At 66.6% G+C, this 16793-nt stretch carries 11 protein-coding genes and 2 tRNA genes; 3 read left to right on the forward strand and 10 right to left on the reverse strand.

Annotated features, from left to right (window positions below; translation table 11 throughout):
- Window positions 1-24 precede the first annotated feature (24 nt).
- Both IEX43_RS12890 and IEX43_RS12895 read right to left on the reverse strand, forming a co-directional pair.
- The gene (locus IEX43_RS12890) at window positions 25-1479 is read right to left on the reverse strand and encodes a dihydrolipoyl dehydrogenase family protein (protein ID WP_188811585.1); all 1455 of its coding nucleotides are present in this window, start codon (window positions 1477-1479) and stop codon (window positions 25-27) included.
- 209 nt (window positions 1480-1688) lie between these two features.
- Window positions 1689-1765, reverse strand: a tRNA-Arg gene (locus IEX43_RS12895).
- 278 nt (window positions 1766-2043) lie between these two features.
- Here IEX43_RS12895 and IEX43_RS12900 point away from each other — a divergent pair.
- Window positions 2044-3879 carry a phosphoenolpyruvate carboxykinase (GTP) gene (locus IEX43_RS12900; protein ID WP_188811587.1) on the forward strand — a complete coding sequence of 612 codons (1836 nt, stop codon included), beginning with the start codon at window positions 2044-2046 and terminating at the stop codon, window positions 3877-3879.
- A 154-nt stretch (window positions 3880-4033) separates the two neighbouring features.
- Here IEX43_RS12900 and IEX43_RS12905 read toward each other — a convergent pair whose 3' ends face one another.
- The 4 genes from IEX43_RS12905 to IEX43_RS12920 all read right to left on the reverse strand — a co-directional run bounded on the left by IEX43_RS12905 (window position 4034) and on the right by IEX43_RS12920 (window position 7759).
- Window positions 4034-5194 carry a globin domain-containing protein gene (locus IEX43_RS12905; RefSeq protein WP_188811589.1) on the reverse strand — a complete coding sequence of 387 codons (1161 nt, stop codon included), beginning with the start codon at window positions 5192-5194 and terminating at the stop codon, window positions 4034-4036.
- 171 nt (window positions 5195-5365) lie between these two features.
- On the reverse strand, window positions 5366-5815 hold the full coding sequence (locus IEX43_RS12910; protein ID WP_188811591.1) for an RrF2 family transcriptional regulator: 450 nt from the start codon (window positions 5813-5815) through the stop codon (window positions 5366-5368).
- Window positions 5816-5830: 15 nt separating this feature from the next.
- Complete coding sequence (locus IEX43_RS12915) at window positions 5831-6334, reverse strand: hypothetical protein (protein ID WP_188811593.1); 504 nt, start codon at window positions 6332-6334, stop codon at window positions 5831-5833.
- Between the two features lie 6 nt (window positions 6335-6340).
- Complete coding sequence (locus IEX43_RS12920) at window positions 6341-7759, reverse strand: phosphomannomutase/phosphoglucomutase (protein ID WP_188811595.1); 1419 nt, start codon at window positions 7757-7759, stop codon at window positions 6341-6343.
- 161 nt (window positions 7760-7920) lie between these two features.
- On the opposite strand from IEX43_RS12920, the gene IEX43_RS12925 reads away from it, so the two are divergent.
- Window positions 7921-10170: a RecQ family ATP-dependent DNA helicase gene (locus IEX43_RS12925; RefSeq protein ID WP_188811597.1), complete on the forward strand. Its 2250-nt coding sequence runs from the start codon at window positions 7921-7923 to the stop codon at window positions 10168-10170.
- A 75-nt stretch (window positions 10171-10245) separates the two neighbouring features.
- Here IEX43_RS12925 and IEX43_RS12930 read toward each other — a convergent pair whose 3' ends face one another.
- The 4 genes from IEX43_RS12930 to IEX43_RS12945 form a co-directional block, all read right to left on the reverse strand.
- On the reverse strand, window positions 10246-11679 hold the full coding sequence (locus IEX43_RS12930; protein WP_188811599.1) for an MFS transporter: 1434 nt from the start codon (window positions 11677-11679) through the stop codon (window positions 10246-10248).
- A 160-nt stretch (window positions 11680-11839) separates the two neighbouring features.
- Window positions 11840-11927: transfer RNA gene (locus tag IEX43_RS12935), tRNA-Ser, on the reverse strand.
- A 114-nt stretch (window positions 11928-12041) separates the two neighbouring features.
- Entirely contained in the window at window positions 12042-12566 is a 525-nt protein-coding gene (locus IEX43_RS12940; RefSeq protein ID WP_229666450.1) for a GNAT family N-acetyltransferase, read from the reverse strand.
- Between the two features lie 2 nt (window positions 12567-12568).
- Window positions 12569-14767, reverse strand: a complete 2199-nt coding sequence (locus tag IEX43_RS12945) for a prolyl oligopeptidase family serine peptidase (protein WP_188811602.1) — start codon at window positions 14765-14767, stop codon at window positions 12569-12571.
- A gap of 65 nt (window positions 14768-14832) precedes the next feature.
- Here IEX43_RS12945 and IEX43_RS12950 point away from each other — a divergent pair, with 65 nt between their 5' ends.
- Window positions 14833-16773, forward strand: a complete 1941-nt coding sequence (locus IEX43_RS12950; RefSeq protein WP_188811604.1) for an FAD/NAD(P)-binding protein — start codon at window positions 14833-14835, stop codon at window positions 16771-16773.
- The last annotated feature ends 20 nt before the right edge of the window (window positions 16774-16793 follow it).

Consider the following 16793-nt stretch of genomic DNA (forward strand, 5'->3'; position numbering starts at 1 on the left):
AATAGAAGCCCAGCGGACCGATCTTCAGAGGCCGTACTTCTCAAGAAGGCGCAGCCAAACCTCACTGATTGTCGGGTAGGAGGGCACCGCATGCCATAGTCGGTTCAACGGCACCTCGCCCACCACAGCGATGGTTGCGGCATGTAGGAGCTCGGACACATCCGGCCCGGCGAACGTGGCCCCCAGGAGCACCTGTCGGTCCTCGTCAACAACCAGTTGGGCCCAGCCCTCGTAGTTCTCCGAATGCAGCGAGGACCCTGCCACCTGGATGGGAAGCTCCACTGAAGAGGCGTTGAAGCCGTCCTGGCGGGCGGTCTCCAGCGTGCGGCCCACGGTGGCCAGTTCAGGATCGGTGAACACTACATTCGGTACTGCGTGCTGGTTGGCTGTCTGGGAGTACCGGCTCCAGTCCTCCGGTGCACCGTTCAGTTCACCCCTGGCCCGGGCTGCGATGGCGTCGCCCGTGGCCCGTGCCTCGTACTTTCCCTGGTGCGTCAGAAGGTTCTTGCCGGCGGCGTCACCGACCGCATACAGCCAGGGCCCTTCGCCGGGTACGCCCTGCACCAGGCCGGAATTGTCCGTGCTGATGGCCAGCCGGCCGCTGTCATCCGGTTCGACGCCGATACTCTCCAGGCCCAGGCCTTCCAGTGCGGGGTGCCGGCCGGTGGATACGAGTACCTTGTCCGCCGTGACGGTGGTCCCGTCGCCCAGCCGCAGGCTGAACGTGCCGTCGTCGTTGGTGCTGATGCTTTGAGTCTCGGTGTGAAGGCGGAGTTCCACACCATCCGCGCGGAGGCCCGCTGCAACAAGGCTGGCGGCCTCCTCCGGGTACTTGCCCAGCAGCCTGCTGCGCGTAACGAGAGTCACCGCAGACCCGAGGCGGGCGAATGCCTGGGCAAGCTCGGTCCCGGCAACGCCGCCGCCCAGGACCGCCAGCCGCTCGGGTACCTCGCTTGCGGACGTGGCCTCCCGCGTTCCCCAGACCTGCACGTCCTCGAGCCCCTCAATGGGAGGAGTGTTGGGCATGGAGCCGGTGGCCAGCACCACTGCGTGGCGGGCGCGCAGCCGGTGCGAGGTTCCGTCCAGGCCCGCGACCTGGACGATCTGAGGGGCGGTGAGCCAGGCGTGGCCCCTGATGAGGTCGATCCCGGAATCCTTGACCCAGGCGACCTGGCTGTCATCCTGCCAGTTGGACGTGAAGTGGTCCCTGCGCTTGAGGACCGCTGCCGCGTCAAGTGTCCGCGTAACAGCTTCCTTGGCGCCCGGGGTTGTCTGGGCCGCGTGAAGTGCAGTCCCGGGCCGAAGCAGCGCCTTGGACGGCATGCATGCCCAGTAGGAGCACTCTCCGCCCACCAGTTCGGCTTCCACCAGCACCACAGAGAGGCCGCCTTGCGCCACACGGTCCGCAACGTTTTCTCCGACGGCGCCGGCGCCGATAACAACAACGTCAAATTCCTGCTCAACAGGCTCGGGCATCATGGGGAAAGCCTACGCCCGGGGGGCGGCGGGGTGTTCCGTGTCCGCCGTGTAAGGAACGCCGGATATCCGGACTGCCCGTCCGTAAGCACTGCCCGTCCGTAAGCACTGCCCAACGTAGGTCGTGCTGCTTAACGCAAGCTGCGCTGCTTAACGTACGTTGCGCTGCTTAATGCAAAAAGTCCGCCCCGGCGAACCGGAGCGGACCTGATTGGTGCGCCCAAAGGGATTCGAACCCCTGACCTTCTGTTCCGTAGACAGACGCTCTATCCAGCTGAGCTATGGGCGCATCTCGTGTTCCTGGAGAAGAACCTCTCTCCCTGAACCTCGAATTACTTTACGCGAGGGGTGGCTGCCATGACAAATCGGGAGGCATGTAATTTCCGCAACTAGACCGGTCTAGGTGACCTTCGTCACTTAATTCCGAATTTTGGCTGCGAAATTCCTTGATTTCCCGCGGAATTCCATTTTTGTGGCCGCAAAAGATCAGCCTACGTCCCAAAAACGGCAGTGGTCCGGACCATAGCATTTAGCTCACACCGATGTACCCCAAGAAAGGGAACCGAAATGGGCGATCTGGCGCAGAAGCCGTTGCTTGAGAAAGCACCCACCACACATGCCGGCCTGCTGGCGTGGGTCGAGGAGGTTGCAGAGCTAACGCAGCCGGACCGCATCTATTGGGTGGACGGGTCCGAAGAGGAAAACACCCGGTTGACTGACGAGCTCGTGGCGGCAGGGACACTGACCCGGCTGAACCCGGAACTGTTCCCCAACTCCTTTGCGGCCTTCTCCGATCCCGCCGATGTGGCACGCGTTGAAGAGCAGACCTTCATTTGCTCAGAGAACAAGCGCGACGCCGGGTTCACCAACAACTGGATGGCGCCCTCCGAAATGAAGGAAAAGCTGCGCGGCCTGTTCTCCGGGTCCATGCGCGGCCGCACCATGTACGTCATCCCGTTCGTCATGGGCCACCTTGACGCAGAGGATCCCAAGTACGGCGTCGAGATCACGGACAGCGCCTACGTTGTGGCCTCCATGCGGATCATGGCCAACATCGGCACCGCCGTGCTGGACAAGATGACCGAGACCAACGCGTTCTTCGTCCCCGCGCTGCACTCCCTGGGTGCGCCTCTCGAAGCCGGCCAGGCGGATGTTCCGTGGCCGTGCAACCCGGACAAGTGGATTGTCCATTTCCCCGAGGAGCGCTCCATCTGGTCCTTCGGCTCGGGCTATGGCGGCAACGCCCTGCTCGGCAAGAAGTGCTACGCCCTGCGCATCGCCTCGGTCATGGCCCGCGACGAAGGCTGGCTGGCCGAGCACATGCTCATCCTCAAGTTGACCTCGCCGGAGAAGAAGAAGTACTACATCTCCGCTGCCTTCCCGTCAGCCTGCGGCAAGACCAACCTGGCCCTGCTGGATCCCACCATAAAGGGCTGGGAGGTGGAGACCCTCGGAGACGACATCACCTGGATGCGGATCGGCAAGGAAGGCGAACTGCGCGCCACCAACCCGGAGGCCGGCCTGTTCGGCGTGGCCCCCGGTACCGGCTGGGGCACCAACCCGAACGCAATGCGTGCCATCGCCAAGGGCCACAGCATCTTCACCAACGTGGCACTGACCGACGACGGCGGCGTGTGGTGGGAGGGCATGACGGACGAGGTGCCCGCGCACCTGACCGACTGGCAGGGCAACTCCTGGACGCCCGACTCCGACAAGCCGGCAGCCCACCCGAACTCCCGGTTCTGCACCCCGATTTCGCAGATCGACATGCTGGCCGAGGAATACTACAGCCCCGAGGGTGTTGAGCTCTCCGCCATCCTCTTCGGCGGCCGCCGCAAGACCACGGTTCCCCTGGTAACCCAGGCCCGCAGCTGGACCAACGGCATCTTCATGGGCTCCACGCTCTCCTCCGAGACCACGGCCGCCGCTGCAGGCCAGGTCGGCGTGCTGCGCCGCGACCCCATGGCCATGCTTCCCTTCATCGGCTACGACGCCGGCGATTACCTGAAGCACTGGATCAGCGTCTCCGGCAAGGCCAACCCGGAGCGGCTGCCGCACATCTTCCTGGTGAACTGGTTCCGCCGCACCGCCGACGGCGGCTTCGCGTGGCCCGGCTTCGGCGACAACGCGCGTGTGCTCAAGTGGGCCATCGAGCGTCTCGAGGGCAAGGCGGACGCCGTCGAGACCCCCATCGGCTTCGTGCCCACAGGCGACTCGCTGGACCTCACCGGCCTGGATCTCACCCACGCCCACGTGGAGGACGCTGTCCGCGTCGACCGCGAGGAATGGGACGCTGAACTGGCCTCCATCGAGGAATGGTACGCAAAGTTCGGCGACTCACTCCCGGAGGCCCTGCGCTCCGAACTTGACGCCCTCAAGGAGCGGATGACTGACCACAGCTGACCCTCCGGGGATAAACAGTACGACGGCGGCGCCGCACCTTTCGAGAAAAAGGTGCGGCGCCGCCGTCGTATGCCAATGAGTTTTTGTCCAGATATGCAGGGCTAGAGGCCGGCTAAGCCTGCGGATCTGGACAAAAACTCCGGGGGAGTGGGGCCTAGCTGGCCAGCCAGATGTCCGGGCCGAAGACCTCGTAGTGGATCCGCGTCGCAGGGATGCCGGCGTTGATTGCCTCGTTGCGGATGTTCTTCATGAACGGCAGCGGGCCGCACAGGTACAGCGATGCGTCGGCGGGAAGGTCCACCTCGCGCAGGGTCATGAAGCCTTCCTTGGCTCCGGCTACCGGCTGTTCGAGCCACAGTTGTAGTTCGGCGCCATCGAGGCGTTCGACGTCGTCCGTCATCTGGCTGCGCAGCGCCCAACTGTCCAAGGTGCTTTCCGCGTGGAGCACCAGCACTTGCCGTTCGGATCCGGCTTCCGCCAGTGAACGAAGAATGGACGCGGTGGGAGTACAGCCAATACCGGCGGACGCCAGGACTACCGGGCCGTCGCCGTCCTTGAGGGTGATCTCACCGTAGGGGTTGGAGATGTCCAGGACGTCGCCCACCTGCACGCTGTTGTGGAGTACGGGGGAGACCTCGCCGCCGTCGTCGAGCTTGGTGGTGAAGCTGCGGCTGGTACCGGCCTCGCCGGACAGGGAGTACTGGCGGACCTGCCGGAGGCCTTCCGGCAGGGTTACCTTGACGCTGATGTACTGGCCGGGCAACGCGTCGGTGACGGGGGTGTCATCCGCCGGCTCAAGGGTGAAGGTCATGGAGCCCGCACCGGCAGGGGTCTTGGCTGCTACCCGCCACGGCATCCACATCCTGTCGTTGGACTGCGCGGCGTAGAGCCCCTTCTCGAGCTTGATCAGGGCGTCGGCCATCAGCCAGTACACCTCGGTCCAGGCCTCGGCGATCTCCGGTGTGATGACCTCGGCCAGGTCATCGGCGATAGCAGCGAACAGGTGCTCGTAGACCACCTGGTACTGCGGCTCAGTGATTCCCAGGGAGGCGTGCCGGTGGGCGATGCGGGACAGGACGGTCTCGGGAAGGGTGCCCGGGTTGTTCACAAGGTGGGTGGCGAAGGCGGCGATGCTGCCCGCCAGCGCCTGCTGCTGGTTGCCGGAGCGCTGGTTTGAACGGCTGAACAGGCCGTCCAGGAGTTCTGGGTGGGCGGCGAAGAGGCGGGCGTAGAACTTGGGCGTGATGGCACCAATCCGAGAACCCACAAGCGGCAGGGTTGCTTCAATGACGGGGCGGGATTTTTCCGAGAGCATGGGAACTCCTGAGGGTAGTGACCGGGGCCTTCGTCCGGCCTTCGCGAATACCTGCATTCAGAATGCAAGTTTTCATACCCAAGTTCTACAGCTTGTAGAAATCTGACGCAAATCGGCCGGTAACAGAGTCTTCCGAAGGGGTGCCGGAGGGCAGTTCGAACAGACACGGGTTCAGAGCCCCGGGCGCAGTCCGATCATGTCGAAGACGGGGGCCATCTGCCGGGAACCCGGGAGGTCCGCTATCACCACGGAATCGAGTTCCCGGTAAAAAGCTTCCCGGGCCCGGGCCAGCGCTGCGCGGAGCCTGCACTCGTTGATCAGCGGGCAGTTGCCCCCGGGGGCCGCGCAATCCGCTGCGTCTGTCCGGGTGTCGAGCTGGCGCAGGACCTGCCCAACGGTGGCAACGCGGCCGGCGTGGCTGAGCCGGGAACCGCCTGCCCGGCCGCGGACCACCTCGATCAGTCCCAGGCTGCGGAGCTTCGTCATCGCTTTGCTCACATGGTTGTAGGGGGTTCCCACCGAGTCGGCAATGTTTTGTGTTGTCAGCAACGCGCCACCTGGAGCCGCCGCAAGCACCATCAAAGCCCGGAGGCTCACGTCGGCGAAGGCGTTAATCTTCATGGGGGCCTCGCCGGTCTAGTCCACCCAGATGGCAGGCTCGCTGGCGTCGGCGGCCAGTTCGCCGAATTCCCACGTCTGCGTCCCGGCGTTGGCCGCGTAGGGCAGCACGGCTGCGAAGACAGATCCGTCGCGGTGCTCGGCTGCCACGTGGATGGCGTCGGAGTCCTCCTCAACCAGCAGGATGTCGCACACGATGGCGGCAGCCCGGAAGTCCTCCCGGTTCTGCTGCAGCAGGGCGGTGAGGTCGTTGATCATGGCCTCGGCGTCGAAGTCCCCGTCCGAACCTTCGCCGGCATCTGCCGGAGAGACCGCCACCAGCCGCACCTCGCCGTCGTTCTGTACGGTCAGCGCGAAGGGGAGGAAGACGCCGTTGCGCTGGAGTTGTTCCTGGGCAGCGCTGACGCCCGTCCCCAGGAGGTTCTCCAGGTCCGTTGCCGTGCCCTCGGGTACTGAGTCCCGCCAGGAGTCCTGGTGGCCGGAACCCTGTTCCTGGGTTGCGGGCCCCGTGCTTTCCGTCATGCTGTCCTACGCCCGGACAATCGCCAGGACCCGGTCCCGGATGCGTTCCATGGTGGCCTGGTCCGTGGCTTCCGCGTTGAGCCGGAGGAAGGGCTCGGTGTTGGACGGCCGCAGGTTGAACCAGTAGCTGCCGTCGTTGGCCGTGAACGTGCTGCCGTCCAGGTTATCGATGGTGACGTCTTCGCCGGCGAAATCTGCGCGGACGCGCTCTACGGCAGCGGGCTTGTCCTCCACTTCGGAGTTGATTTCACCGGAGCTGACGTAGGGCTCGTATTCCCGGCCCAGTTCGGACAGGGGGCCGTCCTGTTCGCCCAGGGCTGCCAGGACGTGCATGGCCGCCAGCATGCCCGTGTCAGCGTTCCAGAAGTCGCGGAAGTAGAAGTGGGCCGAGTGTTCGCCGCCGAAGACCGCGCCTTCCTCTGCCATGACGGCCTTGATGAAGGAATGGCCCACGCGGGTGCGGACGGCGCGGCCGCCGTCGTGCTCTACGAGCTCTGATACGGCGCGTGAGGTGAGCAGGTTGTGGATGATCGTGGGTGTTGCTTCACCCTGTGCCTTCGCGCGGGCGATCTCGCGGCGCGCTACCATGCCGGTGATGGCCGACGGCGACACAGGGTTGCCCTTTTCATCCACCACGAAGCAGCGGTCGGCGTCGCCGTCGAAGGCAAGGCCGATGTCTGCGCCGTGCTTTACCACTGCCGCCTGCAGGTCGCGGAGGTTTTCCGGCTCCAGCGGGTTGGCCGGGTGGTTGGGGAAGGATCCGTCCAGCTCGAAGTACAGGGGAACGATGTCAAGGGGAAGCTTGGGGAGCAGGGTGTCGCCCAGCACAGCGGGGGTGGTGAGGCCGGCCATGCCGTTGCCCGCGTCCACCACTACCTTGAGCGGCCGGGAGCCGGAAAGGTCCACCAGCTTGCGGAGGTACTCGGAGTAGTCCTTGAGTACGTCCCTGACGCCGATCTGCCCGCGTTTTTCGGCCACGGGCATGGAACCTGCATTGAGGTACTGCTCGGCCAGCGCCTGGATGTCCTTGAGCCCGGACTCGGAGGAGATGGGCACTGCGCCGGCCTTGGACATCTTGATGCCGTTGTAGCCGGCAGGGTTGTGGCTGGCGGTGAAGGTGGCGCCGGCACGGTTCAGGTAACCGCAGGCAAAGTAGAGCTCATCAGTGGAGATCAGGTCCAGCAGCTCAACGTTGGCGCCACGGGTGGCTGCGCCGTTGGCGAAAGCCTTGCTGAAGTCCGGGGAGGACGGGCGCATGTCGCCGCCCACCAGGATGGTCTGGCCTTCGAGTTTGAGGACGTCCACGAAAGCGGCCCCCACGGCTTCGACGATTTCGGCGGTGATGGACTCGCCTACGATGCCCCGGACGTCGTACGCCTTGAAGGATGCCGAAAGGTCAAAAGCCGTTGTCTGTTCGCTAGTCACGGGCTTTATCTTACGGTGCAGCCGGATCTCGGCAATTGAGGGAGGGCTATGTTTGTGGATAAGCACATCTGGAGTAATCGCCTTCGGCCCCCTTGGTGTCCGAAATCCACATAGCAGTGGCCGTGCTCTTGGGTGTCGGACGTGGCTGGGATACTGAATCAATGGTCGATAACCAGCACGCCAGATTTCCTGAACCAGCTTTAACCGAAACCGCACTCTCCGAACCAGCATTTTCCGAAACCAGGCTTTCTGAATCTGCAACCACGGACGGCCCTCCCTCGACAGCAACGCATGCACAGGCCCTCGAGGTTCTCCGCGAGCTGGTCGGCAACCCGACGGCAGGCTTCCACGAGGGCCAGTTCGAAGCAATCGAGGCGTTGGTCGACGGCGGCCGGAGGGCCCTGGTTGTCCAGCGCACCGGCTGGGGAAAATCGGCAGTCTACTTCGTGGCTTCGCTGCTGCTACGGCGCAGGGGCGCCGGGCCCACCCTCATCGTTTCGCCCCTCCTGGCCCTGATGCGGGACCAGGTGGCTGCCGCCGCCCGCGCCGGGGTGCGGGCAGTGGCCATCAACTCAGCCAACCAGCTGGAATGGGACACCGTCCGCGAACAGCTCGCCGCTGACCAGGTGGACGTCCTGCTGGTGTCGCCGGAAAGGCTGACCAACCCCTCCTTCCGCGAAAACCAGCTGCCGGAACTGATCCGGCGGACCGGCCTGCTGGTGATTGACGAGGCCCACTGCATTTCCGACTGGGGCCACGATTTCCGCCCCGACTACCGCCGGATCGCGGACCTGATTACCCAGTTGCCGGACACGGTCCCGGTGCTCGCCACCACCGCCACGGCCAACTCGCGGGTTGTGCACGACATAGAGGAGCAGCTCGGGGCTGGCGTCCTGACAATCCGCGGTGCGCTTGGCCGGGACTCCCTGCGGCTGGGCGTCCTGTCCCTCCCAGACGCCAAACAGCGCCTTGGCTGGCTGCTGACGCATCTGGCGGACCTGCCGGGCAGCGGAATTATCTACACCCTGACGGTGTCCGCCGCAGAGGACACGGCCCGGCTGCTGGCCGAGGCCGGCCACGAAGTGCTCGCCTATACGGGCCGCACCGACCCCGCCGACAGGGAGCGGGCAGAACAGCTCCTGAAGGACAACCAGGTCAAGGCCCTTGTGGCCACCTCAGCCCTGGGGATGGGCTTCGACAAACCAGACCTGGGCTTCGTGGTCCACCTCGGCGCGCCCTCTTCACCCGTTGCGTACTACCAGCAGGTGGGGCGTGCGGGCCGTGGGGCGGCCAACGCCGACGTCCTGCTGCTTCCCGGTGCCGAGGACCGCGACATCTGGCAGTACTTCGCCACCGCCTCCATGCCCTCTGAAGAGAAGGCAGCGGCCGTCCTTACCGCCCTGGCAGAAGCAGGCACCGCACTTTCCACCGTTGCCCTGGAAGCGCGGGTAGACCTTCGCCGAACCCCGCTTGAACTGCTGCTGAAGGTCCTCTCGGTGGACGGGGCAGTGGAACGGGTGGGCGGCGGATGGCGGTCCACCGGCCAGCCCTGGATATACGACGCCGAGCGGTACCAGCGCATTTCTGAAGCCCGCGTGGACGAGCAGGACTCCATGGTGATTTACCAGGACACGGCCGGTTGCCGGATGGAGTACATCACCTCAGTCCTGGACGACGAGACCGCGCACGCCTGTGGCCGGTGCGACAACTGCGCCGGTCAGTGGTTCCGGGCAGACATCGCGGAACAGGCCACGGCCGCGGCCAGCCAGACCCTCAACAGGGCGGGCGGTGTGCTGGAGGCGCGGCTGCAGTGGCCCAGCGGAATGGACCGCCTCGGAGTTCCGGTGAAGGGAAAGCTCAAACCCGGAGAAGGGCTCGCGGAGGGGCGCGTCCTGGCAAGGCTTACCGATCTTGGCTGGGGCGGTGCACTGCGCGAGCTGTTCGCGGCCGGCGCCGCAGACCGGCCGGTGGATCCGGACATGCTGCAAGCCTGCGTCCAGGTTCTGCGCGAGTGGGGCGCCGGAGACTCACGCAATCCCGGCTGGAGCGGGGTGGGACGGCCTGCAGCCATTGTCAGCGTCCCCTCGCGAGGCAAGCCTGAGTTGGTGGGCTCCCTTGCCAGGGGCATTTCCGAAACCGGGCGCATCCCGTACCTGGGAGAGCTGCAGCTGGCCCACGGGGGTCCCACCGGAAGCCGCGGCGGCAACAGTGCCTACCGCCTGGCTGGGGTGTGGGACCGCCTGGTGGTGGGGCCGGAACTTGAGGCGGCGCTGGGCTCCCTGCAGGGCGGCAGCGTAATGCTGATAGACGACATCGTGGACAGCAGGTGGACGCTCACAGTTGCCGGCCGGGCGCTTCGCCAGGCAGGTGCGGGAGCTGTCCTTCCCCTGGTGCTGGCGCAGGCCGGCTGACGCCGGAGATGCCAAGACCAGCGGGCTGACGCCGGGCCAGCTGGCGCAAATCCCGCTGAGCCAAGCCCGCTGTGTTCAGACCCGTTGGGCCCTGCGCTGGCTGACTTCCGCGCCGGCGTGCCGCGGCAGGAACAGGCTGTCCGCGGTGCTCGCGAGCATCAGCACCGCCATCGCGAGGAATGCTCCGCGGAAGGGGCCGGCGGCGTCGGAAGGGAAAGCACTGAGTCCGTCGAACAGCCGGATGAGCAGGGCTCCAACGGCGATGCCGGCGGCGGCAGCGAGCTGGACCAGTGTTGCTGAGACCACGTTCGCCGAGGTGAGCTGCGCAGGGGCGATGTCCGCGTACTGGACCGAGGCGTAGGCGGAGAAACCCATGGAGCGGAAGGCCCCGCTGCAGACCAGCAGTGCAAAGGTCAACGGCTCGGGGGTGTCCGCGGTCAGCAGGGCACAGAGGGCGAAGGTCGCTGCGGAAGCCAAGGAGGCAAACACGAGCATTGCCTTGAAGCCAAAGCGCCGGATCAGGGGAGTTGTGGCCGGCTTGATGCCGATGTTGCCGATAAAGACCGCAGCCACCATGGCACCGGCTTGCAGGGGGGCCCAGCCGAACCCGGCCTGGAACATCAGCGGCAGCAGGAAGGGGACGGAGCTGATGGTCAGCCGGTAGGCGAACCCGCCGGTTGCCATCGCCCTGAATGTGCGGGTGCTGAAAACACCCAGGTCAAAGAGTGGATTGCGGGCCCGGCGCATCCAGAGCACGGCGCACGCCAGGGCAACCGCTCCTGATGCGGCACTCAGGGCAGCCCACGGAGCATCCGGGTGCGTGCTCGCCAGTTCGAGGCCCACCACCAGCGCCGCCACCCCGAGCGTGGTGAGGGCCAGCCCCAGCCAGTCCAGCCGCCGCCCGCCGTCGCCCGCTCCTGCAGGCACCAGCCGGAGAGCCGCCAGGAATGCGGCTGCACCCAGGGGCAGGTTGATCAGGAAAATCCAGTGCCAGGACAGGTACGTAGTCAGCGCACCGCCAACCAGCGGAGCCAGGACGGGTGCAAGCAGCCCGGGCCATACCAGGAACGCGGTGGCGCGCAGGAGGTCGGCTTTGGGCGTCCCGCGAAGGACCACGAGGGTTCCCACCGGCACCATCATGGCACCGCCAAATCCCTGGGCGATCCTGCTGAGGGTGAGCGCGGTGAGGTCCTGGCTGAGCGAACACGCGAGTGACGCGATGGTGAAGATGGCGATGGCGAGGCAAAAGACCCGGCGGGCGCCGAACCGTTCTGCAAGCCAGCCACTGAGCGGAATGCCCATGGCAACGGTGAGCAGGTAGGCAGTCATGGTGATGTTGACGTCCGGGGCCGGCACCCGGAAGTCGGCAGCGATATTGGGGATGGCCGTTGTGAGGACGGTGCCGTCGAGGAATTCCATAAAGAAGGTGGCGGCCACCAGGAGGGCCAGGCGGGGACTCCATGCCTGGGCGGTCCCGGGTGTTCCATCCACGGTGTTGCTTGCTGCCATCCGTTCATCCTGCCACCGGCAGAACATGCGGGGCCCCCGGTGTCCTTACCCCGGACGCAGGAACCGGACAGAAAGGCCCTGGTGCCCAAAGGCCTGGATCCCAAAAGCCAAAGAGCCCGGGAACGCAAAAAGGCCCCGGTCCAGGACCGGGGCCAAAACGCGGAGACGGGGGGATTTGAACCCCCGGTGGAGTTGTGCCCCACACTTCATTAGCAGTGAAGCCCATTCGGCCGCTCTGGCACGTCTCCAATTGCTATTCCTAGCCCACCAAGGATACGCAGAACGGGCCATGCAGTGCAAAACGGATCACCGGCCCGCTCACAGCATTCCTCACACCGCACCGGAGTTGTCCTCGGCCGGCGTCACGCCACGGGCTGTTCCGCCCGGACCATCCTGATTTCGCGGAGGTGTTCCCAGTCCGGAATTGTGTCCGCGGCCCCGTCCGGTTCGAAGCCGAAGTGCCGGTAGAAGCCGATGGCGCGCCCGTTGTCCGCGGCCACCCACAGGGTCGCGGCGCTGGTGCCCAGGGCGGCCTCGAGGAGGCGGCGTCCCAGGCCCAGCCCCTGGTGTGACGCCAGCAGGTACAGTCCCCAAAGTTCCAGGTCTCCGGACGACGGCGGCGCGGCAGCATGCGTCGTATCCCCGGGGGGCACGTGGTGGACGCCCGCAAATCCAACCAAGGTGCCGCCGTCGGACGCCACCCACACGACCCCCGGTTCGGCTGACTCCAGCAGGTGCCGCCAGAGGGGCAGCCGGTCAGCCGGGACCCGGGAGGCGAGAAACCCGTAGGAGAGCATCCCGCGGTAGGTCTCCTGCCAGCAGCGGACGTGGACCTCCGCCAGCCGTTCAACGTCGGCAGGTTCCGCCCGCCGCAGGTCCAGACCCACCTCTACGCCAGGCCGCCTGCCAGGGCCTTCCACAGGAAGTGCTGGCTCCGTGCCTGCAGTGCCGCCGCCTGCCGGTTGTCGGACGCGCCGGCGTGGCCGCCCTCCAAAGCTTCATGGAACCAGACATTCGGAATGCCCATGGCCAGCATCCGCGCGGCCATCTTGCGCGCCTGGACGGGACCAACCCGGTCATCGGAGGTTGCGGTCCAGATGAACGTTTCCGGGTATTCCACCCCGTCCTTGAGCAGGTGGTAGGGGGAGAAGGTCCTGATGTATTCCCACTGCTCGGCGACGTCCGGGTCGCCGTACTCGGCAATCCAGGAGTGGCCTGCGGACAGCCTGGTGTAGCGGCGCATGTCCAGCAGCGGCACCCCGCAGGACACGGCGCCGAACAGTTCCGGGTACTTGGTGAGCATGTTGCCCACCAGCAGGCCGCCGTTGGATCCGCCCACGCAGCCCAGCCGTTCGCGCGAGGTGACCCCGCGGGACATGAGGTCCCGGGCGACGGCGGCGAAGTCCTGGTAGGCCTTGTGCCGGTTCTCCTGGAGGGCTGCGCGGTGCCATGCCGGCCCGTACTCGCCGCCGCCGCGGATGTTCGCCACCACGTAGACGCCGCCGCGGGAGTGGGGAGCATCTCCGTCAGCGCCGGCGGACAGAGAGGTGCGGCGCTCCAGCCAGGCCCTGCCCACCGTGCCGCTGTAGGCCGGCGTGCGGGACACCTCAAACCCGCCGTAGCCGGAAAGCTGAGTGGGATTCTGCCCGTCCAGCGCCAGGTCCCGCGGGGCCACCTGGAAGTAGGGAACACGGGTGCCGTCCTCGGACACGGCGAAATGCTGCTGCACTTCATAGTCGCCGTCAGCAAAGAACGACGGCGACGCCTTCACCACGGCGTGCCGGCCCACCACGCCGGGCGTCCCGTCTGTGGTCCTTTCCAGCGTGCCGCGCATCAGCGTGGTGGGAGTGGTGAACCCGGTGGCGACGAGCCAGAAGTCGTCACCCGCGCCGCCGTCGGACACTTCCGCGTCCTCATCGTCCACGGCGTAGGCGTTGACATCGTGCAGGGGCGGGCAGGCGTCGAGGAGCGTGGCGGCCCAGGCGCCACCCGGACCGTCAACCGGGCGGGAAGGATCAAGGACCCGGATTTCGGACGAAACATCCTTGAGGAGGTTGAGCAGCAGGAAGTTCCGGGTCCAGCTCCAGGACTGCAGCGACGTGCGGGCGTCGGGGGTGAACAGCACCGCCAGCTCCCGTGCGCCGGCGAGATAGTCCTCGAACCCGCAGGCAAGCAGTGAACCGGCCGGGTACGTGGTTCCGTCGATCACCCAGTCCTGCTGCGGGCGGAACAGGAGCCATTCCCGGTGCGCGCTGACGTTTACGTCGGTGGGCACGTCGATCTGCACCCACTCTCCGTCCCGCAGCACCAGGTTCTTCCGGTTGAAGAAGTCGATGTAGTCTACGGCGAACGTCCGCTCGTATCCGGGAGTGGAGTCGTGCGCCACCACGGCCATCATGTGCTGCTCGGCAACCTCGAACAGCAGGGGCGCGCCGGCCAGCTCCGCACCGCGCTTCAGCGTGACCGCTGTCCGGGCGTAGGAAGAAGCGGTCTTCGGCAGCCCCTCCGCGGTGGAGGCGACCAGCAGCGTGTCCGCGTCCAGCCACGAAACGTTGCCCTTCGCCGTCGGCAGGTCAAAACCGCCCTGCGCCGGATCCACGAAGGACCGGCTCTCCACGTCGAACTCACGGTACCTGCTCGCATCGCCGCCGTCGGGGGAGAGCGCCAGCAGGGCCAGCCGGTAAGGCTCGCCGGCATTGGGACGGAGGAAGGTTGCGCCGTGGAACACCCACTCCAGGCCCTCGGCTGCAGCCAGCTCATCGACGTCGAGCAGCACATCCCACTCGGGGGAATCCGTGCAGTAGCTCTCCCACGCCGTGCGCCGCCACAGGCCCTTGGGGTTGTGGCGGTCCTTCCAGAAGTTGTAGTACCAGTCCCCGCGCTTGCCCACCATGGCGATCCGGTCCGTGGAGTCCAGCACCTCCAGGATGCTTCCTTCCAGGCCGGCGTAGTCCGCATCCTCCAGGAGGTCTTCGGTGCGCGAGTTCTGCTCCTTGACCCAGGCAAGCTGCTCTTCGCCGTAGATCTCCTCCAGCCAGACATTCTCGTCGACGGGCTCGGGCGCTGAATCAGCTGCAGTGGTGGTCATTGGGCCATCCAAACAACTTAGCTGCCGGCGGGCAAGTCACGCGTTCAGCCCGTACGCTGGATGCCGTGGAAAAAACGCAGAGCATCCGGACCTCCATCATCGGTGCAGGTCCCCGGGGCACCAGCGTTCTGGAACGCCTGCTCGCCCACACGGCCGCGCACGCCGCAACCGGCACCGAGCCGGTGCAGCTCCACATCGACGTCATCGACCCCTACCCGGCAGGGCCCGGGCACGTGTGGCAGCCGCAGCAGTCACGGCTGTACCTGATGAACACGCAGTCCTTCTATCCCACCTTGGTTCCTCAGGACCCTGCCCTGGCCGCTCCCGTCGCCGGGACCACCTTTGACCAGTGGCGGGTGCGGCAGCAGGCACACCCGTCGCCGTCCCTCACCGCTGATGAGCGGGCTGAACTGGCCGTCCTCGAATCCAGCGACTTCCCCAGCCGGGCCCTGTACGGCCGCTACCTCCGCTGCACCCTGGACGAGCTGACGGAGAAGGCACCCGACGGCGTCACCATTGAATTCCACGAAACGTCTGCCGAATCGGTGCGCCGGGCCGCGGACGGAACGTTCGACGTCGGCCTGGCGGGGGGAGCCACGTTCCGCACCAACGCCGTGGTGCTTGCCCTGGGGCACGTCCCGTCCCGGCTGAACCCGGAACAGCGTGACCTGCAGGGCGCGGCGGAGCAGCTGGGCCTGCGGTACCTGCCGCCCGCGGTGCCGGCCGACGTCGACTGGGCGGCCATCCCCCCCGGCCAGCCCGTCCTGGTCCGCGGCATGGGCCTGAACTTCTTTGACGCCATGGGCCAGCTCACCGAGGGCCGCGGCGGAAAGTTCGTCAGCAACGGCGGGAAGCTGGACTACGAACCGTCCGGCCAGGAGCCGCTGATCATCGCCGCCTCACGCCGGGGGACGCCGTACCGGGCCAAAGCGGCGCTCGCCGGCTACTATCCTGCTTCGGTTACCCTGCGGTACCTTACCGACGCCGCCCTGGAACGCTTCCGCACCGCGGGAATCCGGCCGGGTTTCGACCACGACCTCTGGCCGCTGCTGCACCGCGACACGCTCTGGGCGTACTACTCAACTCTGGTGCGCTCGCAGCCAGGCGCGGTTCCCGATACCGCTGCTTTCCTGACCGCGCTTGAAGAGGCGCTGCACCCGCATGCCCATAGTGCTGCCAAGTGGGAGGACAGTGTCGAGAGCGTCCTGGCCGTGCACGTGGGCCCGCGGCACCGGCTCGACCTGCCCGGACTGGCAGCGCCGCTGGCCGGACGTTCCTTCGCTTCGCGCACCCAGCTTGACGCCGCCGTCGTCGAATACCTGCTCGACGACGCCCGCCGCTCAGCCCTGGGCGAGGATGACCCGGTGAAGATGGCCATCGGCGCCCTGCACCGCGGCCGGGCGGTCCTAAAAACGGCAGTGGCCGACGGCGGCATCACCGACGAGTCATGGGTCGCCGGGCTGCGGGGCTGGTTCGAGTCCTTCGTGGAAGGGCTTGCGAGCGGGCCGCCGGCGCTCCGCTCGGAGCAGCTGGCTGCGCTGGCAAGGGCCGGGATTGTCAGCTTCGTGGGGCCCGACCCCAAGTTCGGCGTGGACCGCAGGAACGCTGTGTTTACCGCCTCGTCCCCCTGGGTGGACGGACCGCCCGTGACGGCAAGGACCATGGTGGAGGCGCTCGCGCCCGGCAACAGGGTGTCCGCAAACGAGTCGCCGGTGCTTGAGCAGCTGCTCGCGGACGGGCTGGCCAGGCCGCGGCTGATGATGACCGCGGAGGGCGCACCCGTGCAGTCCACGGGCCTGGATGTTGTGCCCCACCCCTACCGGCCGGTGGCAGCGAACGGGTCCGTGACGGAGAACCTTTACGTGCTGGGCCTGCAGCTCTCGTCCTCGCAGTGGGGAACAGCCATCGCCGCGGAGGCCGTGCAGCCCGGACAGCCCGCCTACCGGAGCGGCCAGCGGACGCTAAGGGACGCCGACGAGATCGCCCGGGCCATCCTGGGGCTGTAAACCCCCGGGACGCTCTCTCA

The organism is Pseudarthrobacter polychromogenes (assembly GCF_014644495.1).
GTDB classification, from domain to species: Bacteria; Actinomycetota; Actinomycetes; order Actinomycetales; family Micrococcaceae; genus Arthrobacter; species Arthrobacter polychromogenes.

Coding starts and splice junctions, on each gene's coding strand:
- IEX43_RS12890 (WP_188811585.1), bottom strand. CDS start 1,479: ATGATGCCCGAGCCTGTTGAGCAGGAATTTGACGTTGTTGTTATCGGC.
- IEX43_RS12900 (WP_188811587.1), top strand. CDS start 2,044: ATGGGCGATCTGGCGCAGAAGCCGTTGCTTGAGAAAGCACCCACCACA.
- IEX43_RS12905 (WP_188811589.1), bottom strand. CDS start 5,194: ATGCTCTCGGAAAAATCCCGCCCCGTCATTGAAGCAACCCTGCCGCTT.
- IEX43_RS12910 (WP_188811591.1), bottom strand. CDS start 5,815: ATGAAGATTAACGCCTTCGCCGACGTGAGCCTCCGGGCTTTGATGGTG.
- IEX43_RS12915 (WP_188811593.1), bottom strand. CDS start 6,334: ATGACGGAAAGCACGGGGCCCGCAACCCAGGAACAGGGTTCCGGCCAC.
- IEX43_RS12925 (WP_188811597.1), top strand. CDS start 7,921: ATGGTCGATAACCAGCACGCCAGATTTCCTGAACCAGCTTTAACCGAA.
- IEX43_RS12930 (WP_188811599.1), bottom strand. CDS start 11,679: ATGGCAGCAAGCAACACCGTGGATGGAACACCCGGGACCGCCCAGGCA.
- IEX43_RS12945 (WP_188811602.1), bottom strand. CDS start 14,767: ATGACCACCACTGCAGCTGATTCAGCGCCCGAGCCCGTCGACGAGAAT.